This is a genomic window from Desulfomicrobium aestuarii (genome assembly GCF_055385525.1).
Map to the genome: position 1 here is coordinate 2259687 of NZ_AP042427.1, position 25248 is coordinate 2284934.

The following is a 25248-nucleotide window of genomic DNA, read 5'->3' on the forward strand; positions in this document are numbered from 1 at the left end:
TCATGGGATTGCGCAATTTCCTGGATTCTCTGATCCGACGCAAGAAAGAGCAGCCCGAGAGCGAGGCGCTGCTGCGCTCCTTTCGCCTGCAGTACATGCATTTCAAGGACCTGCTCCTGTCCAACGCGGAATTGGGGACGATCATGGCCGAGATCGACGAGAAGCTCAGAGGTTCGAACCTGTTCAGCATGAGCGAGATCCGCGCCCTGGCCACCAGGAGCGTCTTCCACACCATGCGCATGGTCACGGCCCTGAACGCCATCTCCGGCAACCGCTACGCCGTGCTTCCCGAGATGGTCGAACACATCAATTCACGAATCACCGGCATCCTCGACAGCAAACCACAACCAGCCATCCGTGATTATACCTTCACCATGGACGCCGTGGACAAGGACCTCGTCGATGTCGTCGGCGGCAAATGCGCAAACCTCGGCGAAATGCGCAATCGCGCAAGCATCCCGACCCCGCCTGGTTTCGCCATCACCACGGCCGCGTACGAGGCCTTCCTCAACAGCAAGGGGCTGCGCGACGAAATCCTCAAGCTGCTGCGCGAGGCCCGCCCCGACGCCCCGGCTTCGGTCGTGTCCGTATCCGAGGCCATCTACAGGACCATCGACGGCGTGGCCGTGCCCGACGACGTCATGCAAGCCCTTCTCCAGGCCTGGGACTCGACCTTCGACGACCCCGCCGGGACCCGCGCGGCCCTTCGCTCCAGCGCCATCAGCGAGGACGGCATCCTGTCCTTCTCCGGGCAGTACCGGACCATCCTCGGCGTCAGGCGGGACAGCCTCGAAAGCGCCTTCCGCGAAGTGCTGGCCAGCCTCTTCTCCCCCCGGGCCATCACCTACCGCATCCACCACGGCGTATCCTTCGAGCAGTGCGCCATGGGCATGGCCTGCATCCGCATGGTCGACGCCGCGGCCAGCGGCATCGTCTTCTCGCGCCACCCCGTGAATCCGCTGTCCGACGAGATGGTCCTCAATGCCGTCTGGGGCCTCGGTGCCTACGCCGTGGACGGCATCATCGAGCCGGACACCTGGCAGATCAAACCCGGCGATCCCCCGAGCATCACGCTTCGCAACATCGCCGACAAGCCCGTGCGACTCGTGTCCGACGCCTCGGGCAAGCACGAGGAAAGCGTGCCCGACCATCTGCGCCGCGCGCCCTGCCTCGAACCGCGCCACGTCTTCGAGCTTGCGGACATCGCCGCCCGCCTCGAAGCCCACTACCACCATCCCCAGGACATCGAGTGGGCCCTGGACGCCGACGGCCGGATCCTGATCCTGCAGAGCAGGCCCATGCGGCTGGCGCACGCCCACCACGGGGGCCTCGCCACCCAGGCCATCGAGGGCGCGCAGCTCATCCTCGAGGGCGCGGAGATCGCCTGCTCCGGCATCGGCACCGGCCCTGCCGTCCTGGCAGAGGGGCTTACCGATCTGGCGGACTTCCCCGAAGGCGGCATTCTCGTCGCGCCCCACTCCCTGCCCAACTACGTTCTGGTCATGAACAGGGCCCAGGCCATCGTGACCGAGGCGGGCAGCATCACGGGGCACATGGCGTCCCTGGCCCGCGAATTCAACGTGCCGACGCTGCTCAATGCCAAGGGCGCCGTCAGCCTGATCGCCGCAGGCGGACGAATCACGGTGGACGCCATCACCGGCCGCGTCTACGCCGGGGAGGTGCCCGAGCTCATGGCCTTCAAGTCCTCGCGCAGCGTCCGTGTCGCCGACACGCCCGTGCACGCCGTCCTGCGCCAGGTCGCGGATCAGATCATCCCCCTGCACCTGCTGGACCCCAAGTCCCCGGTCTTCAAGCCCGACTCCTGCACCACCCTGCACGACGTCATGCGTTTCGTGCATGAACTCTGCTACACCGAGATGTTCCGCATCAGCGACCGGGCTTCGGACGCAGGGTCCGTGTCCTGCCAGCTCAAGGCCAAGCTGCCCATCGACCTGCATCTCATCGACCTCGGCGGAGGGCTGAAGGATGTCGACGGCCCGTATGTCTACCCCGACCAGATCACTTCCGAACCCCTGGCCGCACTGCTGTCCGGCATGCTCCGTCCGGACGTGCACGTCCGCGGGCCGCGGCCCGTCGACGTCGGAGGATTCCTTTCGGTCATGAGCCAGCACATGCTCGAACCCCCGACTGTCCAGGCCCAGCGCTTCGGCGAGCGAAGCTACGGCATCATATCCGACAAGTACCTGAACTTCAGTTCCCGCGTCGGCTACCATTACAGCGTCGTGGACGCCTATTGCGGCGAGACCGTGTCCAAGAACTACATCACGTTCCAGTTCAAGGGCGGGGCGGCCGACGAGATCAGGAGAGAACGCAGGGTGAGATGCATCGCGCTCATTCTGGACAGGCTCGGGTTTGCCACGGAGGTCCGCGGCGACATGACCCAGGCCAAGTTCCAGAAATACTCGCTCACGGAAACGGCGGAACGCCTGGACCAACTCGGAAGGCTGCTCATCGTCACCCGGCAGATGGACATGCTCATGACCAGCGAAAACGCGGTGAAGGTCATGGCCGACAATTTCATGTCGGGAGTGTACCACTGATTTACCGTCTGCCCGGACAGTTGCGGGCCGGTGCCGTATCGTGTCACAGAAACTCCAGGACGATCGGGCCCGGTTCCTCCGGCCATGAATGCGGTCCTGCATCGCGGAGCGTCACATGAACCTCATCCAGCGCATCAGAAGCATCTTTTCCCCGCCTCCGCCTCCCGAAACGAGCCAGGACAACGGACAGGAGGACATGTTCCGGGCCAGGTACCAGGCCTTCCGGCGCCTGCTCTCGGCCAACAACGGGGCTCTGGACTTCATGACCGAGCTCGAGGAGGCGGCCATGGGCCGCCGTCACTTCGGCATGCATTTCGTGCGCTCGCGGGTGACAGGCGCGACGACCAAGGTCTTCAACATCGTCGAAAACCTGCTCTATCTCGCCCCCGGCAAGTACCTGGCCCTGCGCGACACCCTGCGCGACATCCAGGAGCGGATCCAGGAAAGCCTGGCGACCGGTCAGGCCGTCCGCCGTCGCGAATTGATCCTGGACCTCGATGACATCACGGCCGGCGACGTCGGCGATGTCGGGGGAAAGATGGCCAACCTGGGGGAGCTCAGGAACACCCTGCACATCTCCGTCCCCCGCGGTTTCGCCGTCACCGCCCACGCCTACGAGTCGTTCATGCAGCACACTGGGCTCTGGGAGGAGATCAACTGCCTCGTCCTCGGCCACCCCATGGCCGCGCATTTCAGCGCCTGCCCCCTGCCGGATGCGGACGTCGATGACGACGAGGCGACAAACCAACCGATCGCGCTGCTGGAACTGTGCGCGAAGATCCGCGGCATGATCCTCGCGGCCGAGGTTCCCGCGGAGCTGCAGGAAGCCATTCTCGCGGCCTACGACCGGCTGTGCGAGCAGGAGGGGCGGCAGGTGCACGTGGCCCTGCGCTCCAGCGCCCTGGGCGAGGACAGCGCCGGCGCCTCCTTCGCCGGGCAGCACAAGTCCATGCTGAACCTCGACCGAGAGAGCCTCATCGACGGCTACAAGGAAATCGTGGCCAGCAAATATTCCGCCCATGCCATGACCTACCGCTACATGCTCGGCATCCGGGACGACGACGTGCTGATGTGCGTGGGGTGCCTGAGCATGGTCACCTCGCGGTCCGGCGGCGTGACCTACACGACGAACCCCCTGAACGCCGCGGACGAACGGATGCGCATCACCTCCGCCTGGGGCGTGGCCAAGGGCGTGGTCGACGGAACGGCCACCACCGACGAGTTTGTGCTCGAGAAGGGACCCGAGCCCCGAATCGTCGAGAGGACAGTGCCCCGCAAGGAGTCGGCCCTGATCTGTTCGCCCACCGAAGGGGTGTGCCGGGTCTCGCTGGACCCGGAGCACTGCGAAATGCCGTCCCTGGCCGACGCTCAGGTCATCGATCTGGCGGCCATGTCCATGCGTATCGAAGAACATTACGGGCAGCCGCAGGACATCGAGTGGGCCTGCACCCCGGAAGGCGGTCTCGTGCTGCTGCAGACGCGGCCCCTGGAAGTCCGGGCGCCCGAAGCCTCGCCGGTCCTGCTGTCCGACGTTTCCCCGCTGGTCCACGGCGGACGCACGGCCAGCCCCGGCGCAGCCTTCGGCGTGGTGCACATCGTGCGCAAGGACGTGGACATCCTCGTGCTGCCGGACAACGCCATCCTTGTCTGCGTCGAAGCCGCACCGAAATGGGCCGCGGTCCTGAACAGGTGCCAGGGCATCATCACCGAGCAGGGCAGCGTGGCCGGGCATCTGGCCAACGTGGCCAGGGAATTCCGCGTGCCGGCGCTGTTCGGCGTGCCGTCGGCCACGTCCCTTCTGACCCCCGGCCAGGAGATCACCCTCGACGCCGACAACGCCGCAATCTACCCCGGCCGCCAGGACGACCTGCTCGTGCGCAAGCCCGAGCGGCCCAACATGATGGCCGGCAGCCCCGTTTTCCAGACCCTCGAGCGCGTCATCCGGCACATCACCCCCCTGAACCTCCTGGACCCGGACGCCCTGGACTTCACGGCGGTCAACTGCAGAACCTTGCACGACATCACCAGATTCTGCCACGAAAAGTCCGTGCAGGAGATGTTCAGCTTCGGCCGCGACCACGACTTCTCCCCCAGGTCGAGCAAGCAGCTCAAGACCGTGATCCCCATGCAGTGGTGGATCATCAACCTGGAGGACGGCTTCGTGAAGGAAACCCCGGGCAAGATGGTGCCCTTGGACAACATCGCCTCCGTGCCCATGCTGGCCCTGTGGCGCGGCATCGTGGCCTTCCCCTGGGAGGGGCCTCCCGGCCTCGACGGCAAGGGCTTCATGTCCGTCCTGTTCCAGTCCGCCACCAACGCCAACCTCGAACCGGCCAGGGCGTCGCACTTCGCGGACAAGAACTATTTCATGATCTCGAAACATTTCTGCAACCTGCAGTCGAGGTTCGGCTACCACTTCACGTCCGTCGAAGCCCTGGCCGGACCAAGACCGCGCGAGAACTACATCCGTTTCCAGTTCAAGGGAGGCGCGGCGGACCAGCAGCGGAGGGTTCGGCGGGCCCGGTTCGTGGGAGAGGTTCTTGACGAGTTCGGCTTTCAGACCCGCGTGCGGGAGGACGCTCTCTTCGCCCGTCTGGACGACTGCGACCAGGCGTTCGTCGAGGACCACCTCGAAATCCTCGGCCACATCCTCATCCACACCCGGCAGCTTGACATGATCATGAACCGCGAGGAAGTGGTCCAGTTCTACAAACAACGCATCCTGCACCAGCTTCACGCACTGATGGATGCAAAAAAACGGGATTCCGTCCCGACAACAGGACAGACATGAGCGACAGATCTCAGGAAAACTCACCGAGCCACGCGGTGCTGCGAGGCGTCATCGTCGGCGGCTCCATCGGGATGATCGCCAGCTGGTTCGGATACGAACCGGTCAAGGCCTTCTTCATGGGCATCATCTGCGGCATCTTCGCGGCCTTTACCAGGATCATGGCGGACAGGCTGCGCAAGAAATAATCCTTGACTTCTTCAGCAGCGGGACTACTAATCGAAATCAAGAACCAACGCATGCGTACTGAACAGGTTCTTGAATCCATGGCGATGTCTTCAAGGAAACTGACGACAACATCTCTAAAGCAGAGGCGTGTTGCAAGGAAACCTGGAAAAAATCCTCGAAACACAGGTGTGTAGGCAGTCAACACAATCAGGGAACATCTTTCCGAATCGAAAATCGAGGCGCGTTGGTTGGAAACCGTGAACCAGTAATGTGGTCATGGCGCGTTGGAAGGAAACCCCGAAGTGAACCAGGAAACAGACTGTTGAGGCGTTTATTCCGGTAAATCCGTACAGGAGTACTCGTGGCGCCGGCCCCAATCCGGCGCGAAACGGTTCACAAGCATCACATCGCATCTGGTTTAACGACATTCCGGTTGATCAGGGGCGGAAGAAATCTTCCGCCCCTCTCTTTTTCCCAGCAGGCGCGCGTGATGCATGCACTCCTGCATTCTGCCCGCCCGCTTCGGACAGCATCGACCCTCGGCCCCTCCGTCCCGGTTTTTCTTTTTTCAGGAAGGGTCAATCGGCTTGCATAAGAGAAGCTTTTCGGTATAGACATCCAAGTGCAAACATGAACCAATTCCAATTCAGGACACGCCATGTACTGTAAAAAATGCAGATTTCACTCCTTTGACCATGTCGCGGCCTGCCCCAAGTGCGGAGCGGACTGGGAAGAAACCCGCAAGGCCCTCTACCTGAGCTGGATCACCGCCAGCGGCGTCAACTGGGTTGCCCCGATCTCCGCCCAGGCAGCCCCTGCGGCTTCCGCGGTCAAACCTGAAACGGTCATGGACGTCTCCGGCGGCGAGGACGAACTCTCCCACCTGATTGCCCCGGCCCAGATTCCTCCGTCCTCCAAGGATGCCGACATCGACGTTTCGCTCTTTCCTGAACTGGACTTTTCCACCGAGGGACCTGAGGCCAAGCCGTCGGCCCCGGCCGCAGCAAAACCCACGACCAAGGCGGACGACGACCTCTTCCTCGACTCCATGCCCGTGGAGGACATGCCCGAGCTGGACTTCAGCGCGTCCTTCGATGCGCCGGCAGAGCCCACGCCGCCCATCTCAAAGCCCAAGCGCGAGGACCTCTTCATTCCCGAGCTCGAGGAAATGCTCGCGCCCCTGACGGAAGAGCCGCGGCAGAACCCGGCTCCGGCCAAGAAATCCCCCATGGCCGAAGAAACGGAGATTCTGCTCGATTTCGGCGACGACTCCTCCAGGGGCAACACGAAAGAAGACATTCCCTTCCTCACCCTGGAAGACACGATCAAGCCTTCGTAATATCGGGCTCACCCGAAGGACCCCACGAAGCCGAGAACCAGGGCGCTCACCGAGGCCCTGGTTTCTTCGTGCGTGACCAGCAGGTGCCCGCTGGTAAGAGTTTCGCGCATGTGCAGAAGATGAAGTTCACGTCGCACGCTTGACACCCGCGAAAGGATGTCCCAGGCGTTGTCCGGGTGAACGGCCCGGTCCCGGGCGCCGTGCAGGACCAGGATCGGCGCCGTGACGCGCCCCAGCCCCCGCCGCACCTTGCCGGCCGCGACTTTGAACGAGTGCAGGGGCCGGACGAAGTGCGTGCCTTCGTACCCCTGCCAAGGCGCGATGCGCCTGGACTCCGGCCTGGGTGCGGAGGCCGACAGCCGAGGGCGGCAGAAGCGCAGCAGCCCGCTGCAAAACAGCAGCGGGTCCGGCGAGAAATAGGGAAAGAGCCGACACAGGAAGACAGGTGCGGCGATGGTCGAGACGCCCGCCAGATCATGCCGCTGCGCCAGGGCCAGGGCGAGGGTCCCGCCCATGGAGAACCCGGCCACGAATACCCGTAGGCACCGCGCCCGCAGGGCCGAAAGCGCCCTCTCGGCCCCGGCCAGCCAATCCTCGAAACGGCTGCGCTCGAAGGCCTCGGGGTCGCCGTCGTGCCCGGGCAGGGACGGGACTTCGACCTCGTACCCCGCTGCGCGCAGATCGGACGCCAGATAGCTCATTTCAAAGGGCCGCCCGGCATAGCCGTGCAGCAGGAGACAGCCGGTCTGCAGATCGTTCATGACGGACCCCGCAACGGTGAAGAGTGCGATACGAATCAGCAATTGCGCCAGTTGCATGAGGAAAAAAAGTCTTGACTTTTGTCACCCATTCGAAAAAGAAAACGAGTTTCCGGTGATTCGCGAACAGCCGCCGTTTCCACCGGGCAAAGGCGCGGCAGCATTTCAGGTCAAAATTATGGAGGAGCCTCATGGCAGTAGATTTCAGTAATGCCGTCAAGACCGACGAAGGCGTTCAGGTCAACGGCGTTGTCATGCAACAGATTGTGGAACAGTGCGAAGGCTGCGAGCGGATCAAGGAATTCGAGGGCGGCAAGTACTGCGGCAGCTACCCCCAGCCCGCCGTCAAGTGGAAGCTGGGCAGCTGCAACTTCGCGACACACACCAAGTCCGCGCCCGCCAAGGGCAAGGCCAAGGTCAACCCCCTCAAGGCTTCCAAGCGCGCTGCCAAAGGCCGCTAGGTCCAGCACCAGAGTTCACGCACAAGGCAGGATCATCCTGCCTTTTTTTTCCTCAAAATTCCGGGCAATGCTCCCGGAGACCAGCAAGGAGCACAGCCATGCTCAAGGCCACTCTCGACATCATCGACCGCAGCGCCGACGAGCTCGTCCGGCTCCAGACCGCGCTGGTGGCCATCCCCGCCCTTGGCCCCACAAACGGCGGCCAAGGGGAGGCGGCCAAGGCCGAATGGCTTTCCGGATACCTGTCCGCTTTCGAAGGCGTCACGGTGGAGCGCATCGACGCCCCGGACGCCAGGGTCGAGAGCGGCGTCAGGCCGAGCCTCGCGGTCCGGCGCCCCGGCAGAAGCCCGCGCACCCTGTGGCTCATCGCCCACACCGACGTGGTCCCCACCGGCGACCTGTCCCTGTGGCAGTCGGACCCCTTCGTCCTGCGCCGGGAAGGCGATCTCATCTACGGGCGCGGCGTCGAGGACAACCATCAGGGCCTGGTCAGCGCCCTGCTCTTGCTGCGCGCCCTGGAACAGACCGGGGCCGCAACGGACCTTTCCCTGGGCATCCTGCTGGCCGCCGACGAGGAGACGGGCAACGCCCTGGGCATCGAGCACATCCTGCGCGAGCGGCCGGATGTCTTCTCCGCGGACGATCTCGTCGTCATCCCGGATTTCGGGACAAAGGACGGCTCGGCCATCGAGGTGGCCGAGAAGAGCGTCCTGTGGCTCAAGTTCACGGTCCTGGGCCGACAGTGCCACGCCTCCACCCCGGCCGAAGGCGTCAACTCACTGGTCGGGGCCTCGGCCCTGATCCTGGCCCTGGGGCGTCTGACCGACGTCTTCGGACGTACGGACGCCCTTTTCGACCCGCCGACCTCGACCTTCGCGCCGACGAAGAAGGACGCCAACGTCCCCAACGTCAACACCATCCCCGGCCAGGACGTCTTCTACCTCGATTGCCGCGTGCTGCCCGACTACCCTCTGGACGACGTCGAACAGGAAATCCGGCGCATCAGCGACGCGGTCGAGGCCGAACACGGCGTACGCATCGCCTTCGAACGCGTGGTGCGAGAACAGGCCGCTCCCGGCACCCCGGCCGACTGCGAGGCCGTCACCCGCCTGGCCAAAGCTCTGCGCGACGAACGCGGCATCGAGCCGCGCGTCATCGGCATCGGCGGCGGCACCGTGGCCGCGGCCTTCCGCAAGCGCGGCCTGCCCGCGGTCTGCTGGTCCACGCTGCTGAACACCGCCCACCAGCCCAACGAACACTCCTCCATCGCCAACACCATCGCTGACGCGCGGGTCTTCGCCCGCCTGCTCCTGGACAGCGAGGAATGAGATGAGCATCCCCACCGTGCCCGAAACCTTCGACATTATCGTCGTCGGCGCCGGCCATGCCGGTTGCGAGGCGGCCATGGCCGCGGCGCACATGGGCATGCAGACGCTGCTTCTGACCATCAACGCCGACCGCATCGGCCACCTGTCCTGCAATCCGGCCATCGGCGGCCTGGCCAAGGGCCACATGGTCAAGGAGATCGACGCCCTGGGTGGCATGATGGGCAAGTGGGCCGACCAGGCCGGCATCCAGTTCCGCATCCTGAACACCCGCAAGGGACCGGCCGTGCGCTCCAGCCGCGCCCAGATCGACCGCGCCGAATACCTGAAGGTCGTGCAGCGCGACATCTTCACCTGCCCGAACCTTTTCGTGCGCCAGGAAACGGCGGCCTCCCTGACCGCCCAGAACGGCCGCATAACGGGCGTGGTCACCACCCTGGGCGAGACCATCCCCTGCCGGGCCGCCCTCCTGACCACGGGCACCTTCCTGCAGGGGCTCATTCACGTCGGCCTCAAGAATTTCAGCGGCGGCCGCTACGGTGACCCCGCCAGCCAGGGCCTCTCGCCGCGCCTGAAGGAGCTCGGCCTGGAACTCGGCAGGCTCAAGACCGGCACCGTGCCGCGCCTGCTCAAATCCTCCGTCGACTACTCGGTCATGGAGGAGCAGCCCGGCGACAACCCGCCCCGCCCCTTCAGCTTCGACTCGCCGGGCATCGCCCTGCCCCAGCTGCCGTGCTTCGTGACCTGGACCACCGAGCGCACCCACGAGATCATACGTTCCGGCTTCGACCGCTCGCCCATGTTCACCGGCGTCATCAAGGGCACGGGGGCGCGCTACTGCCCGTCCATCGAGGACAAGATCGCCCGCTTCCCCGACAAGGACCGGCACCAGATCTTCGTCGAGCCCGAAGGCCTGACGAGCTTCGAAGTCTACCCCAACGGCATCCCCACGAGCCTGCCCCTGGACGTGCAGAAGGCCCTGGTGGCGTCCATCCCCGGCCTGGAGAAGGCCCAGATCATCCGCCCCGGCTACGCCATCGAGTACGATTTCGCACCCCCGACCCAACTGCGCCCCACCCTGGAAACCAAGGCCGTGCGCGGCCTCTACCTGGCCGGCCAGATCAACGGCACCTCGGGCTACGAAGAGGCCGCGGGCCAGGGCCTGTGGGCCGCCATCAACGCGGTCCGGGCCCTGCGCGGCGAGCCGGAGTTCATCCTGACCCGCAGCCAAGCCTACATCGCCGTCCTCGTGGACGACCTGGTCACCAAGGGCACGCAGGAACCCTACCGCATGTTCACCTCCCGCGCCGAACATCGCCTGCTCCTGCGCGAGGACAACGCCGACGGGCGCCTGACGCCCCTGGGCCGGGAAATCGGCCTGGTGGACGACAGCCGCTGGAAGCGCTTCGCGACCAAGCAGGCGGCCCTGCAGGAAATCATGGCGGGCCTCGAATCCATCCGCGTGCGCCCCGACGCCGCCACCAAAGACGCGGTCGAGGCCATGGGCGGAACCATCCCCCAGAAGGCCGTCAGCCTGAAGGAACTGCTGCGCCAGCCTGAACTGTCCATCGGCAGCCTTGCGCCCCTGTGGCCGGAGCTGGCGAACTTCGACGCGGAGGCGCTGGAAGAGGCCGAGATCCAGGCCAAGTACGAAGGATACCTGCAGCGACAGCAGGACCTGGTCGACCGCTTCGAAAAAATGGAGCGCACCGCCCTGCCCGAAGACATGGTCTACACCGGCATTCCTGGTCTGTCGCGCGAAGTGGTGGAAAAACTGACCCGCATCCAACCCCGCACCCTGGGCCAGGCCGGGCGCATCTCGGGCATCACGCCTGCGGCTTTGTCCTGTCTGGAGATTCAGCTCAAGAAGATGGGGAAGATCTAGAAGAGTGCCTCCGGCGGGCAGGGGATGATCCCCTGCACCCCATCGGGCGGGGCGTGTCGGGGGCTGTCCGGAGGTTCGGTGCAGGATGATCGGACGGGGGAAGAGTGCCTCCGGCGGGCAGGGGATGATCCCCTGCACCCCAGTTTGAAGGCAGCGTGCTACTCTCCGGTTTCAGATGCGCAGTGGGCGAAGGACGGGACGTGGAAGCCGTCGACCAGTTCCTGGGCCAGGGCTTCGAGCCGCTCCACGAAGGCATCGTCGAGAACCCTCTCCAAGGTCTCGTCCGAAGGCATGACCTCTTCCTCCGGCCCCCGCACCTTGAGCAGGATGACCCGCCCGTTGCTCATGACCTCGTATCCCACCACTTTGGCCATGCCCCGGCCGTGCAGGTCCCGGACATGCGCCGTGATGATCTCGTAAAGTTCCACGCCCGTGTCCGGCCTGGTCACGATGGAAAAAACGCGTTCCGCCATATAAATCTCCTTGGGCCCTAGCTTTCACGTTTGCCCCGCCTTGTAAACCGCCCTCAGCGCACTTCACAACCGGTTCGAAGACCGGTAGAATGCCTTTTTTGAACATCTTCCCCGGAACCGTATCATGAAACACCTCGTCGCCTCGCGCATGGAGCGCTGCATCGGCTGCCACTCCTGCTCCCTGGCCTGCGCCCGGCTGGTGCACAAGTGCCTGTCCTGGGAGAACGCGGGCATCCGCATCCTCTCCTCGGGCGGGCTGTCCACGGGCTTCACGGCCAAGCTCTGCCTCGTCTGCGACCCGGCGCCCTGCGCCGCGGCCTGCCCCACGGGCAGCCTCAAACAGCGGAAGGGGGGCGGCGTCACGCAGAACAAGAAGCTCTGCATCCAGTGCGGCAAGTGCGCCGCCGCCTGCCCCGTGGACGCCATCGCCCAGGACCGCCAGGGCAACCCCTACGTCTGCATCCACTGCGGCAGCTGCGTGGAGTTCTGCCCCCACGATTGCCTGGAAATGCGGGAGGCCGAAGGATGATCACCGAAAATTTCAGAATCCTCGAAGTGAACCTGTCCACGGGGCGTTCGGCCATCAAGAACGTGCCCGGTGTGGAAACGGTCCTCGGTGGGTCGGGTCTGGCGGCGAAACTGCACATGGAATACTCCCGGCCCGGCCTGGCCTGGGACGACCCGTCCCAGCCCCTCGTCTTCGCCATCGGGCCCCTGACGGGCTTCTTCCCGCTGATGAGCAAAACCGTCTGCGCCTTCACCTCGCCCCTGCACGGCCAGTACGCCGAGTCCCACGCCGGGGCCCGCTCGGCCCTGGCCCTGCGCTTCGCGGGCATCGACGCCCTGGTCATCATCGGCAAGGCCGAGCGGCCGACCGTCCTGCACCTCGGCGCCAACGTCATCGAGTTCATGGAGGCCGGCTACCTGTGGGGCAAGGACGCCCTGACCACGGGCAAGCTCCTGCGCCGCATCCTCAAAGGCTCGGGCCACCGCACCATCATGCGCATCGGGCCGGCCGGCGAGAACAAGTCGGCCATGGCCTGCATCAACGTCGACACCTACCGCCACTTCGGACGCCTGGGCGGGGGCGGCGTCATGGGCGCCAAGAACCTCAAGGCCATCGCCGTGGAGGGCAACGGCTCCTGCGACCTGCCCCAGGGCAAGGAATACTCGGCCCTGTTCGCCGACATCTTCCGCAAGCTGACCGACACGGACATGATGCGCAAGTACCACAACCTCGGCACGGCCTCGAACCTCGAAGCCCTGAACGAACTCAAGGCACTGCCCTGGCGCAACCTCCAGGCCACCTCGGATCCGGGCATCGACGGCATCACGGGCGAACGCTTCGCCGACGACACCCTGCTCCGCAACGCCGCCTGCTCGGGCTGCCCCGTAGGCTGCATCCACATCGGCTTCGTGCGCGAAAAGTTCCACAAGGACAACCAGTACCTCTACCGCCAGGTGGGCTACGACTACGAACCCATCTTCGCCACGGGCTCCATGCTCGGCCTGACCAACGCCCCGGATGTGCTGACGGTCATGGACGAGGTGGAGAAGGCGGGCCTCGACGTAATGAGCGGCGGCGTGGCCTTGGCCTGGGCCACGGAGGCTCTGGAGAAGGGCGTGGTCACGCGGGAGCAGACCGGGGTCGACCTGCGCTTCGGCGACGCCCAGGGCTACATGCGGGCCGTACACATGCTCGGCGGCGCCGTGAACGACTTCTGGCGCACCCTGGCCGGGGGGACCATGGCCGCGGCCGCGCGCTACGGCGGCGAGGACTTCGCCTGCGTCCTGGGCCAGGAGATGGCCGGATACGCCACGGGCGAGGTCTTCTACGTGGCCCAGGGCCTGGGCCTGCGCCACTCCCATCTGGACACCGGCGCCTACACCTACGACCAGTCCAAGGCCCCCAAGGACGTGGACAAGGCCCTGACCTTCCTGCTGGAGGACGAACGCGAGCGCGTCATCCTGACCTCCATGGTGGCCTGCCTCTTCGCCCGCAAGGTCTACGACCCCGAGACCCTGCGCCAATGCCTGACGGTCCTCGGCGGCCAGGCCCTGGCCGACGGGCTGGACGAGGCCGCCGCCCGCATCCAGAAACTGCGCTGGCAGGCCCGCGCCTCCGGCGGCTACGATCCCATGAACGTTCGCATCCCCAAGCGTTTCCTGGAGGTCGAAACCTGGAAGGGCCGCACCGACCCGCAGTACCTGGAAGAACTCCGCCTGGCCTACGCCGGGGCCATCCGGGAGATGTGCGGCCCGGAAAACTGATTTTTGCGACCTGAAACGAACCAGGGCCGGGTTGAAGAATTCCTTCGACCCGGCCCCTCTGTTTCAGGCATCGAGCGACACTTCCGCCACCCTGCGATACTCCGGACCCGACGGGAGCAGGACGCTCTGCCAGAGCACGACGCTGTCCACACCAAACGCGGGCCAGTCCCGCGTCAGCGCCTTGGCGAGGCCCGGCCAATCGTCCCCCCTGACAGCCTCCCTGACCCGGGCCACGGTGACGTGGGCGGCGAAGGGCCGGGTTTCGGCGGCAAAGCCCACACGGGACAGTTCAACGTCCAGGGCTGCGAAATATTCAGCGCACTCCCGCATACCTTCGGCGAATCCCAACCAGACTACGCGCGGCGCGCCCCGGGGCGGAAAAAAACCGCCCGACCCGCCCTGCAGTTCGAACCGCCCCCGAGTCGCCGCCCGCATGGCCTTGACGATGCCCCCGACCTTGGCCTCGTCCGTCTCCCCCAGGAACTTGAGCGTCAGATGCGCCAACTCGGGCCTCACCCAGGACACCTTGGACTTGAGCCGCCCTCTCCACGCGCCCTGCACCTCGCGGATGCCCCTCGCGTACTCCTCGGGAATGGGAATGCCTATGAAAAGCCTCATGCCCCGTAACCCCTGCGCTATGTTCACTTCTCTGGAAAAAGCGCTGATTCCCCCGCACCGTCGCCAAGCGTGTCCGGGTCGGGGCGGCGTTGGCGCGTCGACTGTCCGACCGATCCAGGCATCGTTTGGTTCCCCGTCGTCATCCGCCCCGAGCGCGTCACCCGCGCCCTGCACGCGACGGGGAACCATTACGAGGCCGGAGAGGAAGTTTCGACGCGCCAACGTCGCCCCGACCCGGACACGCGCTCCCCGCCGAAGCCCTCAATGCCTTCTCCACTATCTACAAAGCCAGTTCGCCGTCATCTCCCTCGGCATAGGCCCCGACCAGCTCCCACAACGTCCTCACTCCGAACCCCGTGCCCCCGGGCCTGAAGACCGAGGCGTTCTCGTCGGTCCAGGCCGGACCGGCGATGTCCAGGTGGGCCCAGTCCACGCCCTCGGGCACGAAGTTCTTGAGGAACATGGCCGCGTAGATCGCCCCGCCCTCGCGGGTGGCGATGTTCTTCAGGTCCGCCACGTCGCTTTTCAGCGGCACGCCGTATTCGGCCCACAGGGGCATGGGCCAGTAGCGCTCGCCCACGCGACTGCCGCCCTCGCGGATGCGCTGGTCAAGCTCCGCCGTGGTGGCGAAGACGGCGGCGACCTTGGTGCCCAGGGCCACGAGGCAGGCGCCGGTCAGGGTGGCCAGGTCCACCAGGATCTCGGGTTCGAAGCGCGCGCTGTAGGCCAGGGCGTCGGCCAGGATGAGGCGCCCCTCGGCGTCGGTGTTGAGGATCTCGACGGTCTTGCCGTTCATGGCCGTGACCACGTCGCCCGGCTTGGTGGCGCGGCTGCCGGGCACGTTCTCGGTGCACGGCAGCAGCCCCACCACGCGCCGCGGCGCGCCGCCGGCCAGGCCGATGACCTTGAAGAGACCCAGGATGGCGGCCGCGCCGGCCATGTCGCCCTTCATCTCGTGCATCTTGGCCGCGGGCTTGAGGGATATGCCGCCCGTGTCGAAGGTCACGCCCTTGCCGACGAAGACCAGGGGCCGGCCTCCGTCCGGGTTGGAATCCAGCACGATGAAGCGGGCCGGCGTGTCGCTGCCCCGAAAGACCGAAGCGAAGGAGCCCATGCCCATGGCCACTATATCCTCGGGTCCGAAGACCTGCACGCCGAAGCCGTACTGCACGGCCAGGTCGTGGGCCACGCCGGCCAGATGCTCGGGCGTGGCCACGTTGGACGGGGTGTTGACCAGATCGCGGGCCAGGCGCACGCCTTCGGCCACCGCCATGGCGCGGTCCAGCCGGGCCCGCATGTCCTCGTCGCCGCCCAGGATGGCGAAACTCGCGGGAGCGTCGTCCTCGCCGGGGTCCGACTTGAAGGCCGTGAACCTGTACCCGGCCAGCAAGACGTCCGTGACGCACTCCGCGGCCATGTCCCCGTCCAGCCCCAGTCTGTCCAGATGTCCGGAGTCAACGGCCAGGCGGGCGAGTTCCTGGCCTGCCGCGACGCGCACGGCCGTGCCCACGGCGGAGCGAAAGGCGTCGGCATCGACCTCGTCAGCCTTGCCCAGTCCGACCAGCAGGCAGGACCCGGCCGCGCCGGAACACAGCCGCGTGCGCCCGGCCTTGCCGGAAAAGGCCATGTCGGGGTCCACGCCGAGGGCCGTGAGCAACGCCCGATCCTCCCCGACCCAGGACGCGCCTTCGGGCCTGAACATGACGAGGACCGCGCCGCCGGATTCATCGCAATTTCGAAAGATTTCAATATTCATCATTGCCTCATCGCTCAAAAATGGTGACATTAGAGTCAAAGGACATACGAGTCTTGGGCGCCCGAGTAAAGGCACGCGCCCGAAGTCGGACACGACTTCCCGCGCATACGCAACCAGGAGAACCCGCATGGATCACAACCGCACTGTCGCCGTCCTCGGGGCCACGGGCTACATCGGAGGCCGTCTCGTCCCGGCGCTGCTGGAGCGCGGATGGCGTGTCCGGGCCGTGGGGCGCAACCCCGACAAGCTGCGCTGCCGGGCCTTCGCCTCGAACCCGAACGTCGAACTGGCCCGCGCCGACGCCCTGGACGGCCCGGCCCTGACCGAGGCCTTGCGCGGCTGCTTCGCGGCCTACTACCTGGTGCATTCCATGTTTCCGGGGGTCAAAGACTTCGAGGACCGCGACAAGCGGGCCGCCATGACCATGCGGGACGCCGCGGCTGAGGCCGGGCTTGCGCGCCTGGTCTACCTGGGCGGGCTGGGCGACCAGGACGGCTCCTTGAGCGCACACCTCAAGTCCCGCATGGAGGTCGGCGAGATCCTTGCCGGCGGACCCGTACCCCTGACCTGGCTGCGCGCGGCCATGATCATGGGTTCGGGCAGCGCGTCCTTCGAGATTCTGCGCTACCTGGTGGAGCGCCTGCCGGTCATGGTCACCCCGGCCTGGGTCAAATCCCTGTCCCAGCCCATCGCCGTGACCAACGTCATCGACTACCTCTGCGGCAGCCTGGACGTCCCGGAAACCGCCGGACGCACCTTCGACATCGGCGGCCCCGACATCCTGAGCTACCGCGAACTCTTCGACGTCTACGCCCGCGTGGCCGGCTTACGAAAACGCGTCATCATCCCCGTGCCCGTGCTCACGCCCAAGCTCTCGTCGTACTGGATCCAACTGGTCACCCCGGTGCCCACGAGCCTCTCCCGGCCCCTGGCCGAGGGCCTGCGCAACAAGGTCGTGTGCCGCGAAAACACCATCCGCGAGCTCATCCCCACCCGCCTGCTGTCGCCCGAGGAAGCCATCGCCCGCGCCCTGGACCGCACGGTCCGGCACGAGGTCGAGACCTGCTGGTCCGACGCCGGCAGCATGCGCGTGCCCGAATGGATCGACTGCGGCGACGCGCCCTATGCCGGCGGGACGGTCTTCGAGTCGGCCCACACCGTGACCCTGTCCGCCACGCCGGCACGGGTCTGGCACGTCCTGACCCGCCTGGGCGGCGACGAGGGCTGGATGTACGGTGACTGGCTATGGAAAATGCGCGGTCGCCTCGACAAGCTCATCGGAGGAACCGGCCTGCGCCGGGGCCGCCGCCACCCGAGCGACCTGCGCGTCGGCGACGCCCTGGATTTCTGGCGGGTCCTGGTGGTGGAGGAGAACAGCCGCCTGCGACTGCTGGCCGAGATGAAGGTGCCGGGCGAGGCCCTGCTGCAGTTCGACGTGGAAGAGCGCGGCCCGAATCGCACCGCCCTGACCCTGCGCGCACGCTTCCTGCCGCGGGGTTTATGGGGTATCGTCTACTGGAAGGCGCTCGCCCCCGTGCACACGCCGCTGTTCAAGGGCATGCTCACGGCCCTGGCCCGCAAAGTCGGAGGAGCAATCCTGTCCGGACCCGTCACGCCACCCAAGGAGGACTCGAAATGCCGAATATCCTGACCGAACCCCGCTCCCAGGAAAAGACCATCAACGACCCCGACGTGCGCAAAAGTCTCGAAACCATCCTGAACGACCAGCGCAGCGGGGTCCTGGCCACGTGCTTCATGGACATCCCCCTGTGCAGCCAGATGGCCTTCGCCGTCGACGAGGACCTGCGGGCCCTGATCATGGTCACGCCGAGGCAGACCGCCAAGTACGACAACATGAGCGCCAACCCCAACGTGTCCTTTCTGGTCAGCACGGCCAGGAACGACCCGGCGGACCCGGCGCAGGCCCAGGCCCTGACCGCCACGGCCTTCGCCACGGAACTCGACGGGGAGCGCCGCCACCGCGCCGTGACCCTGTTCACCCGCAAGCACCCGAACCTCGCGGCCTTTGCCTCGGCCTCGGCCAACGCGGTCATGGAACTCAGGATCGGCACCTATTTCCTGGTCGACAACTTCCAGCAGGTCACGCGCATCGCCATGGGGTGACATTTTCGGCGCCGGACCGGCCGGTTCTGGACAACCGGCCAGAATTCGAGAATATTTCACGGAAAGGCATTTGCTTCGGACAACCCACGCGTCCCGGAGGCGCGCAACGGCAAGGAGAGACATCATGAACAGACCCATCCGCCTGGGGATCAGCCGCTGCCTGCTCGGGGACAAGGTCCGCTATGACGGAGGGCACAAGCTCGACCCGTTCCTGACCAAAACTCTGGGCGAGTATGTGGAATACGTCCCGGTCTGCCCCGAAGTGGAGTGCGGCCTGCCCATCCCGCGCGAGGCCATGCGTCTTGTCGGGGACCCGGAATCCCCGCGGCTGCTGACCCAGAAGACCGGCATCGACCACACGCGGCGCATGAAGGAATGGGCCGCCAAACGCCTCGACGAACTGGAAGGCGAAGGCCTGTGCGGCTTCATCTTCAAGAGCAAGTCGCCGTCGAGCGGCATGGAGCGGGTCAAGGTCTACTCGGACACGGGCAATCTCATCGGCCAGTCCGTAGGCGTCTTCGCCCGCATGTTCATGGAGCGCTTCCCCCTGCTGCCCGTTGAGGAGGAAGGCCGACTCCACGACGTCCACCTGCGGGAGAACTTCATCGACCGCATCTTCGTGCTGCGGCGCTACCGCGACATGCTCAAGGGGGGCCAGACCCTCGGCAACCTCGTGACCTTCCACACGCGCCACAAGCTGCAGATCCTGGCCCACAGCCCGGAAATCTACCGCGCCATGGGGCGGCTGGTGGCCAAGGGCAAGGAGATGCCCAAGGAACAGCTTTTCAGGAGCTACCACGAGCACCTCATGTCGGCCATGCGCATGAAGGCCACTCCGCCCAAGCACCGCAACGTGCTGCAGCACATCATGGGCTACTTCAAGAACGACCTCCTGCCCGACGAGAAGCAGGAACTCCTGGACCTGATCAACCAGTATGCCAGGGGCATCATCCCCCTCATCGTGCCGGTGACCCTGCTCAATCATTACGTCATGAAATACGAAGACTTCTATCTGCAGGACCAGACGTACCTGCGGCCCCATCCCGTGGAACTCAAGTTGCGAAACCACGCCTGACGGCCGGAACGCAGGAGGCCCCATGAGCAACGCCTACGACATCATCGCCAGATACGACCCCGAATTCCCGCGCAAGCGGGCCGGAAACCTGCTGACGGACACGACGGAGTTCATGAACATCCAGTACGGCGACGTGATCGAACTGGACGGGAAGCATTTCCTGGTGCTGCGGGACGAGAAGGAGCGCAGCTTCGGGGTGGAGGACCCCAAATACTGGGTCAAGCGCTGCCGGGAGCTGGCCACCGGGGAGCGCAAGATCCTCAAGCTCGTGTTCTACGAAAAGTTTCCCGTGTCCCTCGGCAGCATGCAGATCGAATGCTTTCGCAGCCCGCGCAAGGAGGCGCGCATCCTGGATCTGGTGCGCGGCGACGGGCGCTTCATGCAGGGTTATTCGCGCGACGACGCGGTGGGGAACAACGTGCGCGTCCTCGACGTGGTCAAGGGCGACCTCCTGTCCCTGGCTATCGACAAGATCGAGGCCGACCACAAAACCTACTTCTTCGAACTGCTGCCGGACATCCTGGAGAAGTTCGCCGAGGCCTGCCGGGCCATCGGCTTCCTGCACCGGCACGGCGAGAACCACGGCGACATCCGCCGCGACCACCTGTGGCTCGAACATGGGACGGGCAACTACGTCTGGATCGACTTCGACTACACCTACGAGTTCCAGGAGAGCCCCTCGGGCCTGGACATCTTCGGCCTGGGCAACCTGCTGCTCTATCTGGCGGGCAAAAAATTCTGCACCACCTTCAACATTCCCCGTCCGGAATTCGACGGCCTGTCGAACGTGCACCTGGAGCCCGCCGACTTCTCCATGCTCTTCAAAAACCGCCTCTCAAACCTGCGCAAGGTCTACCCCTATGTGCCCGAGACCCTGAACAACGTTCTCATGCACTTCTCCACCGCCTCTGAGGTGTTCTACCCGTCGGTCGGAGAAATGCTGGAGGAGCTTCTGCCCTGTATCGACGAAATCCGCCGCGGGCGGATCAACGCGTAAGGAGGCTTCATGGACCCCAAGAAAATTCTCATCGCAGTGGACGCATCCGAGAACTCGGCCCGTGCGGTGAACTACGTGGCCGACCTGCTGGGCGGCAGCAGCGGCTTCATGATCACGGTGCTGTACATCGAGCGCCCGCCCAACCGCGACCTGTTCCCCGACGAGGCGTCCTGGGTCGAGGCCGGCCAGACGCAGGAACTGCGCATCCGCACCTTCCTGAAGCAGGCCAGGACCACTCTGACCGCCGGGGGTCTGGCCCCGGAAGCCGTGACCATCGACTATGTTCCGCACTGCCAGTCGCCGGTCAACCCGGGGGCGGCGGAGTGCAGCATCGGCACGTCCATCGCCCGCGACATCCTGCAGTACCAGCAACGCGGGGATTTCGGGACCCTGGTCATCGGGCGGCGCGGCGTCTCCCGGGCCGAGGAGTTCCTGTTCGGCAGCGTGACCACCAAGGTCACCCACCTGGCCAAGGACTGCACCGTCTGGGTCGTACAGTAAGGAGGAACAATGCCCTGTCTCGAACTCACGACCAACGTGCGCATCACGGACAAGAGCGCCCTGATGCGCGCCCTCTCGGACTGCGTCTGCAAAGGCCTGGGCAAGGCAGAGACCTACATGATGGTCATCGTCAACGGCGAAGTGCCCATGCTCTTCGGCGGCAGCGAGGAGCCCGTGGCTCACCTGACCCTGCGGGCCCTGAACCTGAAGGAGGAGGCCGTCCGCATCCTGGCCGGGGATCTGACCGCCATCGTGCAGGACAGGCTCGGCATCGAAAGCCAGCGCACCTACATCGTGTTCATGGACGCCGACATGGGCAAATGGGCCTGGGACGGCCGCACCTTCGCCTGAGGGGCGGCTTGCCTGGCGAGGAGCCCTCGTGTACAGGGGCCGGGCGCCGGATCGCTTCCGGCCCAATCCTACACGAGGTGTGCCATGACCGAGAAGAATTACGCCCAGAGCATCGCCGGCGACCTGTTCCGCATGATCGAGTCCGCCAAGGAACAGGGCGTGGGCGTCGACAAGGGCTTCCGCAACCAGGCCATGTCGAGCCCCGGCATGTCCCTGACCTATCTTTTCCTGAACAAGTCCGATCTGCTGAAGGTTCCGGCCCTGCCCGGACCGGTCAAGAAGCAGGTCCGCCGCTCCAACGCCCTGGCCGTCATCGAGCTGGCCGTCGCGGGCGGAGTGAAGCAGACCGCGGGCATCCACCTCATCTGGTCCAGCGCCAAGCCCTGCTCGGGCATCGAGTCCGAGGCCGAGATGCTTGACGGCATCCAGATCCAGGGCCTTGCGGCCTTCACGGCCCAGATCAAGAGCGTGCTGCGCAGCGACGCGCCGCGCACCGTGGACCAGCTCGCCCCGGACCAGGCCGAATAGCCCTCCCCTCCATCGCGCTGTACGAACCGGAGACGCCCATGCTGCTCAAGCTCTTCCTGTCGACGGTGATCTGCGCCTTCATCGGCTGGATCACCAACTTCATCGCCATCAAGATGCTCTTCCACCCCCGCCGGCCCGTGCAGGTCGGCAGCCTGACGGTGCAGGGCATCTTTCCCAAGCGCCAGAAGGCCCTGGCCATGAACCTGGCCGCGGTCATCGAGGGCGAACTCCTGTCCCACGACGACATCCGCCAGGCCATGCAGCGCCCTGAATTCTCGGCCCGCCTCAAGGATCGGATCCTGGACGGGTTCTCGGAGTTCCTGTCGACGCGCCTGGGCGGGCTGAACCCCATGATCGCCATGTTTCTGGACGGCCCCATGATGGAAAAGGTCAAGGGCCTGCTGGACAAGGAGCTGGACAGGATCGTGCCGGGCCTGCTTGAGACGGCCACGGGCGAATTGGAGAACAGCCTCGATTTCCGCCGCATCATCCAGGACAAGATCGAGAACCTGTCCATGGAACGCCTTGAAATCCTGCTCATGTCCATCATGGCCAAGGAATTCCGATTCATCGAGGTCGTCGGGGCCGTTCTCGGCGCCTTCATCGGCCTGATCCAGGGCCTGCTCTTCTTCTGAGCGGGCCGAAGGGGCTCACTCGCCGATGATCTTGACCAGCACCCGCTTGCGCCGCCGCCCGTCGAACTCCCCGTAGAAGATCCGCTCCCAGGTCCCGAAGTCGAGCCGCCCCTCGGTCACGGCCACGACGACCTCGCGGCCCATGACCTGCCGCTTCATGTGCGCGTCGGCGTTGTCCTCGCCCACGTTGTGCCGGTACTGGCCGACGGGCTCGTGGGGGGCCAGCCTCTCCAGCCATTTCTCGTAGTCGTGGTGCAGGCCCGGCTCGTCGTCGTTGATGAAGACCGATGCGGTGATGTGCATGGCGTTGACCAGCACGAGCCCCTCCCTGATCCCGCTTTCGCGCAGGCAGGCCTCGACGTCCCCAGTGATGTTGATGAACGCCCGGCGGGTGGGCGTCTGGAACCAGAGTTCCTTGCGGTAGCTTTTCACGTAACCCTCCGTTTTGCCGCCCTCCCAGCCGCGGCGGCGTGAAGCCCGTGGCCCTTCGGGGCTGCGGACCGCGACTTGCGCCGGGCATCCGGCCGGCCCCGTCCCTCCATGCGGAGGGGGGAGATTCGCGGCGCCCGCCCCCGAAACTCAGCCCTGAATGACCTTGCGCAGGTCTATGCCGTACTTACGCATGCGGTTGAGCACCGTAAGGCGGTTGATCCCAAGAATCCTGGCCGCTTCCGACTTGTTTCCCGCCGCCTGGCGCAGGGCCTGCAGGAGTTGCTCCTTCTGATCCGCGATCCCGACGGGCGCCGATTCCCGGACGCCTGAGGCATTCATGCCGAACGCGCCCGGCAGGTGCCTGGGTTCGATGTGGCCGCCGTCGGCCAGGACGAAGGCGTACTTCAGGCTGCTCTTGAGCTCCCGCACGTTGCCCGGCCAGGGGTACTCCATGAACAGGGCCAGGGTCTGGGGGCTCAACCCCTTGATGTCCTTGTCGCTCTTGACCCGTAGCCGGTGGATGAAGTGGTCGGCCAGCAGCGGGATGTCCTCCTTGCGCTTGCGCAGGGGCGGCAGGTGCACGGGAATGACGTTGATGCGGAAGAAGAGGTCCTCGCGGAACAGGCCCCGCGAGATCAGCTCGGGGAGAATCTTGTTGGTGGCCGTGATGATGCGCACGTCCACGGACAGCTGGCGGTTCTCGCCGACCCGCTCGAAGGTCTTGGTCTCCAGCACGCGCAGGAGCTTGACCTGCACCGGCAGGGGCAGGTCGCCGATCTCGTCCAGGAAGATGTCGCCTCCGCCCGCGGCCTCGAAACGGCCCTGGCGGTGCCGGATGGCGCCGGTGAAGGCGCCCTTGACGTGGCCGAACAGTTCGCTCTCCAGCAGCGACTCGTTCAGGGCGGCGCAGTTGACCTGCACGTAGGGCTCGTCCTTGCGCGGGCCCAGGTCGTGGATGGCCCGGGCTACCAGTTCCTTGCCCGTTCCGGACTCGCCGCAGATGAAGACCGGCGCGTCGCTCTGAGCGGCCCGCTCGATGAGCTGGAAGACCTCGAGCATCTTGGAGGAATGGCCGACCATGCCGTGGAACATGGTCTTCTCCTCCAGCATGAGTGACAGCTGCTGCAGCTCGTGCTCCTTGCGGTCCAGTTCGGAAAGGTCGGTCATGGTCTCGACGGCGCCCAGGTGGGTTCCGTCGGGTGCGCGCAGGATGGAGGCCGTCTTGAGGATGGGCACGTAGATTCCGTCCTTGCGCATGATGTGGCACTTGCGCCGGACGAACACCCCCTGCTCGAACAGTTTGCACCAGGCCGAAAGGGCCTCGGAGCGCACGCGGCGGCACGCATCGCACTTGAAGATCGAACAGTTGGCCCCGATCAGCTCTTCCCTTGAGTACCCGCTGATCTCCTCCAGGGCCCGGTTGACCATCCTGATGATCCCGTCCGGGTCCACCAGGAGCAGGCCCTCCTGCATGATATCCACGATCTCGCGCCAGTGCGTCTCCAGCGGCGGGTCCTTGGGGAGGGATTGGAGGGAGCTGTCCCGGTTCATCGGGTGCAGGATATCCATGTCGTCTTCACTCCGGGGCGTCCATGCCCGGCCCTGATTCCTGGAAGGCACGGACACCAAGTTAGATGCTTAAAATTTTATCACATGTTGCGCATAGACAATCACATGTCAACCGGCGCTGAAGATCATGGAGCGAACCTGAAAAATTATATCCAATAAATTCAGCACACATTCCGCAAACAAATTTTCGGCCCTGATGGCATGCTTACTGCTCAAGTTATTAAAAATCATTCTCATAAACGTTTCATTTTTGAACCAAAAAGGAGTGCATCATGAAGAAGCAGACATTCGTAGGCCTTGCCGCCGCGCTGATCCTGGTATCCTACGTGGGGATTTCCGTAGCCAGCGACGCGGGCAACGCCCGCAAGGGCCGTTTCCTGTTCCGCCAGAACTGCCGGCCGTGCCACATGGAAAACGCGACGGGCGCCAAGCCTGCCCACTACCTGGGGCCGGACGCCAAGACCCAGGCGGAATGGAAGGCGGTTTTCGAGAAGTATTCGACCCTGCCATGCAAGGATGAATGGGCCAAGATCCCCGACGCGGACCGGCAGGACATTTTCCGTTACGTCCATGATGGCGCCAAGGATTCCCCGACTCCCGCCAAATGCGGCTGATCCGCCAACAGATTCACCG

The 25248-nt window shown here is 65.2% G+C and carries 24 protein-coding genes; 18 read left to right on the top strand and 6 right to left on the bottom strand.

From position 1 onward, the window contains the following. Nucleotides 1–2: 2 nt before the first annotated feature. From ACZ5AC_RS10155 to ACZ5AC_RS10170, 4 genes are all read left to right on the top strand, one after another. Nucleotides 3–2561, top strand: a complete 2559-nt coding sequence (locus ACZ5AC_RS10155) for a PEP/pyruvate-binding domain-containing protein (protein ID WP_464247503.1) — start codon at nt 3–5, stop codon at nt 2559–2561. A 115-nt stretch (nt 2562–2676) separates the two neighbouring features. Beyond that, nucleotides 2677–5352, top strand: coding sequence for a PEP/pyruvate-binding domain-containing protein (locus ACZ5AC_RS10160; protein ID WP_464247504.1), 2676 nt, complete (start codon nt 2677–2679; stop codon nt 5350–5352). After that, complete coding sequence (locus ACZ5AC_RS10165; protein WP_464247505.1) at nt 5349–5537, top strand: hypothetical protein; 189 nt, start codon at nt 5349–5351, stop codon at nt 5535–5537. The genes ACZ5AC_RS10160 and ACZ5AC_RS10165 overlap by 4 nt, the downstream gene beginning before the upstream one ends. 638 nt (nt 5538–6175) lie before the next feature. Then, nucleotides 6176–6856 (top strand): hypothetical protein, encoded by a 681-nt coding sequence (locus ACZ5AC_RS10170; protein WP_464247506.1) that lies wholly within the window; start codon nt 6176–6178, stop codon nt 6854–6856. Between the two features lie 8 nt (nt 6857–6864). On the opposite strand, the gene ACZ5AC_RS10175 is transcribed toward ACZ5AC_RS10170, so the two are convergent. Continuing rightward, nucleotides 6865–7617 carry an alpha/beta hydrolase gene (locus ACZ5AC_RS10175; protein WP_464247507.1) on the bottom strand — a complete coding sequence of 251 codons (753 nt, stop codon included), beginning with the start codon at nt 7615–7617 and terminating at the stop codon, nt 6865–6867. A 188-nt stretch (nt 7618–7805) separates the two neighbouring features. Here ACZ5AC_RS10175 and ACZ5AC_RS10180 point away from each other — a divergent pair, with 188 nt between their 5' ends. From ACZ5AC_RS10180 to mnmG, 3 genes are all read left to right on the top strand, one after another. Then, complete coding sequence (locus ACZ5AC_RS10180; protein ID WP_464247508.1) at nt 7806–8075, top strand: PxxKW family cysteine-rich protein; 270 nt, start codon at nt 7806–7808, stop codon at nt 8073–8075. Between the two features lie 98 nt (nt 8076–8173). Next, the gene (locus tag ACZ5AC_RS10185) at nt 8174–9403 is read left to right on the top strand and encodes a M20 family metallo-hydrolase (protein WP_464247509.1); all 1230 of its coding nucleotides are present in this window, start codon (nt 8174–8176) and stop codon (nt 9401–9403) included. A gap of 1 nt (nt 9404) precedes the next feature. Then, nucleotides 9405–11285: a tRNA uridine-5-carboxymethylaminomethyl(34) synthesis enzyme MnmG gene (gene mnmG / locus ACZ5AC_RS10190; RefSeq protein ID WP_464247510.1), complete on the top strand. Its 1881-nt coding sequence runs from the start codon at nt 9405–9407 to the stop codon at nt 11283–11285. A 158-nt stretch (nt 11286–11443) separates the two neighbouring features. Here mnmG and ACZ5AC_RS10195 read toward each other — a convergent pair whose 3' ends face one another. Further along, on the bottom strand, nt 11444–11758 hold the full coding sequence (locus ACZ5AC_RS10195; protein ID WP_464247511.1) for a hypothetical protein: 315 nt from the start codon (nt 11756–11758) through the stop codon (nt 11444–11446). A gap of 124 nt (nt 11759–11882) precedes the next feature. On the opposite strand from ACZ5AC_RS10195, the gene ACZ5AC_RS10200 reads away from it, so the two are divergent. Further along, a complete protein-coding gene (locus tag ACZ5AC_RS10200; RefSeq protein ID WP_464247512.1) occupies nt 11883–12287 on the top strand; it encodes a 4Fe-4S binding protein in 405 nt (134 codons plus the stop codon). Beyond that, entirely contained in the window at nt 12284–14029 is a 1746-nt protein-coding gene (locus tag ACZ5AC_RS10205) for an aldehyde ferredoxin oxidoreductase N-terminal domain-containing protein (protein ID WP_464247513.1), read from the top strand. Before ACZ5AC_RS10200 ends, ACZ5AC_RS10205 begins: the two co-directional genes overlap by 4 nt. A gap of 63 nt (nt 14030–14092) precedes the next feature. On the opposite strand, the gene thpR is transcribed toward ACZ5AC_RS10205, so the two are convergent. Further along, nucleotides 14093–14647 carry an RNA 2',3'-cyclic phosphodiesterase gene (thpR, locus tag ACZ5AC_RS10210; RefSeq protein ID WP_464247514.1) on the bottom strand — a complete coding sequence of 185 codons (555 nt, stop codon included), beginning with the start codon at nt 14645–14647 and terminating at the stop codon, nt 14093–14095. Between the two features lie 280 nt (nt 14648–14927). Beyond that, nucleotides 14928–16403: a leucyl aminopeptidase gene (locus tag ACZ5AC_RS10215; protein WP_464247515.1), complete on the bottom strand. Its 1476-nt coding sequence runs from the start codon at nt 16401–16403 to the stop codon at nt 14928–14930. A 127-nt stretch (nt 16404–16530) separates the two neighbouring features. Between ACZ5AC_RS10215 and ACZ5AC_RS10220 the strand changes: the two genes are divergently transcribed. From ACZ5AC_RS10220 to ACZ5AC_RS10255, 8 genes are all read left to right on the top strand, one after another. Further along, the gene (locus ACZ5AC_RS10220; protein ID WP_464247516.1) at nt 16531–18054 is read left to right on the top strand and encodes an SDR family oxidoreductase; all 1524 of its coding nucleotides are present in this window, start codon (nt 16531–16533) and stop codon (nt 18052–18054) included. Further along, the gene (locus tag ACZ5AC_RS10225; RefSeq protein ID WP_464247517.1) at nt 18039–18527 is read left to right on the top strand and encodes a pyridoxamine 5'-phosphate oxidase family protein; all 489 of its coding nucleotides are present in this window, start codon (nt 18039–18041) and stop codon (nt 18525–18527) included. The genes ACZ5AC_RS10220 and ACZ5AC_RS10225 overlap by 16 nt, the downstream gene beginning before the upstream one ends. 124 nt (nt 18528–18651) lie before the next feature. Continuing rightward, nucleotides 18652–19602, top strand: a complete 951-nt coding sequence (locus tag ACZ5AC_RS10230) for a YbgA family protein (RefSeq protein WP_464247518.1) — start codon at nt 18652–18654, stop codon at nt 19600–19602. Nucleotides 19603–19624: 22 nt separating this feature from the next. Then, nucleotides 19625–20599, top strand: coding sequence for a serine/threonine protein kinase (locus tag ACZ5AC_RS10235; protein ID WP_464247519.1), 975 nt, complete (start codon nt 19625–19627; stop codon nt 20597–20599). 9 nt (nt 20600–20608) lie between these two features. Continuing rightward, a complete protein-coding gene (locus ACZ5AC_RS10240; RefSeq protein ID WP_464247520.1) occupies nt 20609–21100 on the top strand; it encodes a universal stress protein in 492 nt (163 codons plus the stop codon). A gap of 9 nt (nt 21101–21109) precedes the next feature. Further along, nucleotides 21110–21451, top strand: coding sequence for a phenylpyruvate tautomerase MIF-related protein (locus ACZ5AC_RS10245; protein ID WP_464247521.1), 342 nt, complete (start codon nt 21110–21112; stop codon nt 21449–21451). Between the two features lie 84 nt (nt 21452–21535). Continuing rightward, a complete protein-coding gene (locus tag ACZ5AC_RS10250) occupies nt 21536–21979 on the top strand; it encodes a hypothetical protein (protein ID WP_464247522.1) in 444 nt (147 codons plus the stop codon). A gap of 38 nt (nt 21980–22017) precedes the next feature. After that, complete coding sequence (locus ACZ5AC_RS10255) at nt 22018–22614, top strand: DUF445 domain-containing protein (RefSeq protein WP_464247523.1); 597 nt, start codon at nt 22018–22020, stop codon at nt 22612–22614. A gap of 15 nt (nt 22615–22629) precedes the next feature. Here ACZ5AC_RS10255 and ACZ5AC_RS10260 read toward each other — a convergent pair whose 3' ends face one another. Both ACZ5AC_RS10260 and ACZ5AC_RS10265 read right to left on the bottom strand, forming a co-directional pair. Beyond that, nucleotides 22630–23046: a secondary thiamine-phosphate synthase enzyme YjbQ gene (locus ACZ5AC_RS10260; protein ID WP_464247524.1), complete on the bottom strand. Its 417-nt coding sequence runs from the start codon at nt 23044–23046 to the stop codon at nt 22630–22632. Nucleotides 23047–23193: 147 nt separating this feature from the next. Further along, entirely contained in the window at nt 23194–24615 is a 1422-nt protein-coding gene (locus tag ACZ5AC_RS10265) for a sigma-54 interaction domain-containing protein (RefSeq protein WP_464247525.1), read from the bottom strand. Nucleotides 24616–24887: 272 nt separating this feature from the next. Between ACZ5AC_RS10265 and ACZ5AC_RS10270 the strand changes: the two genes are divergently transcribed. Further along, entirely contained in the window at nt 24888–25229 is a 342-nt protein-coding gene (locus tag ACZ5AC_RS10270; RefSeq protein ID WP_464247526.1) for a c-type cytochrome, read from the top strand. The last annotated feature ends 19 nt before the right edge of the window (nt 25230–25248 follow it).

Bases quoted from the DNA above. Each gene is read 5' to 3' on its own strand.
- ACZ5AC_RS10185 (WP_464247509.1), top strand. From the start codon at position 8,174: ATGCTCAAGGCCACTCTCGACATCATCGACCGCAGCGCCGACGAGCTC.
- thpR (WP_464247514.1), bottom strand. From the start codon at position 14,647: ATGAGGCTTTTCATAGGCATTCCCATTCCCGAGGAGTACGCGAGGGGC.
- ACZ5AC_RS10225 (WP_464247517.1), top strand. From the start codon at position 18,039: ATGCCGAATATCCTGACCGAACCCCGCTCCCAGGAAAAGACCATCAAC.
- ACZ5AC_RS10230 (WP_464247518.1), top strand. From the start codon at position 18,652: ATGAACAGACCCATCCGCCTGGGGATCAGCCGCTGCCTGCTCGGGGAC.
- ACZ5AC_RS10255 (WP_464247523.1), top strand. From the start codon at position 22,018: ATGCTGCTCAAGCTCTTCCTGTCGACGGTGATCTGCGCCTTCATCGGC.
- ACZ5AC_RS10205 (WP_464247513.1), top strand. From the start codon at position 12,284: ATGATCACCGAAAATTTCAGAATCCTCGAAGTGAACCTGTCCACGGGG.
- ACZ5AC_RS10235 (WP_464247519.1), top strand. From the start codon at position 19,625: ATGAGCAACGCCTACGACATCATCGCCAGATACGACCCCGAATTCCCG.
- ACZ5AC_RS10200 (WP_464247512.1), top strand. From the start codon at position 11,883: ATGAAACACCTCGTCGCCTCGCGCATGGAGCGCTGCATCGGCTGCCAC.
- ACZ5AC_RS10215 (WP_464247515.1), bottom strand. From the start codon at position 16,403: ATGAATATTGAAATCTTTCGAAATTGCGATGAATCCGGCGGCGCGGTC.
- ACZ5AC_RS10170 (WP_464247506.1), top strand. From the start codon at position 6,176: ATGTACTGTAAAAAATGCAGATTTCACTCCTTTGACCATGTCGCGGCC.
- ACZ5AC_RS10180 (WP_464247508.1), top strand. From the start codon at position 7,806: ATGGCAGTAGATTTCAGTAATGCCGTCAAGACCGACGAAGGCGTTCAG.
- ACZ5AC_RS10220 (WP_464247516.1), top strand. From the start codon at position 16,531: ATGGATCACAACCGCACTGTCGCCGTCCTCGGGGCCACGGGCTACATC.
- ACZ5AC_RS10195 (WP_464247511.1), bottom strand. From the start codon at position 11,758: ATGGCGGAACGCGTTTTTTCCATCGTGACCAGGCCGGACACGGGCGTG.
- ACZ5AC_RS10270 (WP_464247526.1), top strand. From the start codon at position 24,888: ATGAAGAAGCAGACATTCGTAGGCCTTGCCGCCGCGCTGATCCTGGTA.
- mnmG (WP_464247510.1), top strand. From the start codon at position 9,405: ATGAGCATCCCCACCGTGCCCGAAACCTTCGACATTATCGTCGTCGGC.
- ACZ5AC_RS10240 (WP_464247520.1), top strand. From the start codon at position 20,609: ATGGACCCCAAGAAAATTCTCATCGCAGTGGACGCATCCGAGAACTCG.
- ACZ5AC_RS10265 (WP_464247525.1), bottom strand. From the start codon at position 24,615: ATGGATATCCTGCACCCGATGAACCGGGACAGCTCCCTCCAATCCCTC.
- ACZ5AC_RS10165 (WP_464247505.1), top strand. From the start codon at position 5,349: ATGAGCGACAGATCTCAGGAAAACTCACCGAGCCACGCGGTGCTGCGA.
- ACZ5AC_RS10155 (WP_464247503.1), top strand. From the start codon at position 3: ATGGGATTGCGCAATTTCCTGGATTCTCTGATCCGACGCAAGAAAGAG.
- ACZ5AC_RS10245 (WP_464247521.1), top strand. From the start codon at position 21,110: ATGCCCTGTCTCGAACTCACGACCAACGTGCGCATCACGGACAAGAGC.
- ACZ5AC_RS10160 (WP_464247504.1), top strand. From the start codon at position 2,677: ATGAACCTCATCCAGCGCATCAGAAGCATCTTTTCCCCGCCTCCGCCT.
- ACZ5AC_RS10250 (WP_464247522.1), top strand. From the start codon at position 21,536: ATGACCGAGAAGAATTACGCCCAGAGCATCGCCGGCGACCTGTTCCGC.
- ACZ5AC_RS10175 (WP_464247507.1), bottom strand. From the start codon at position 7,617: ATGAACGATCTGCAGACCGGCTGTCTCCTGCTGCACGGCTATGCCGGG.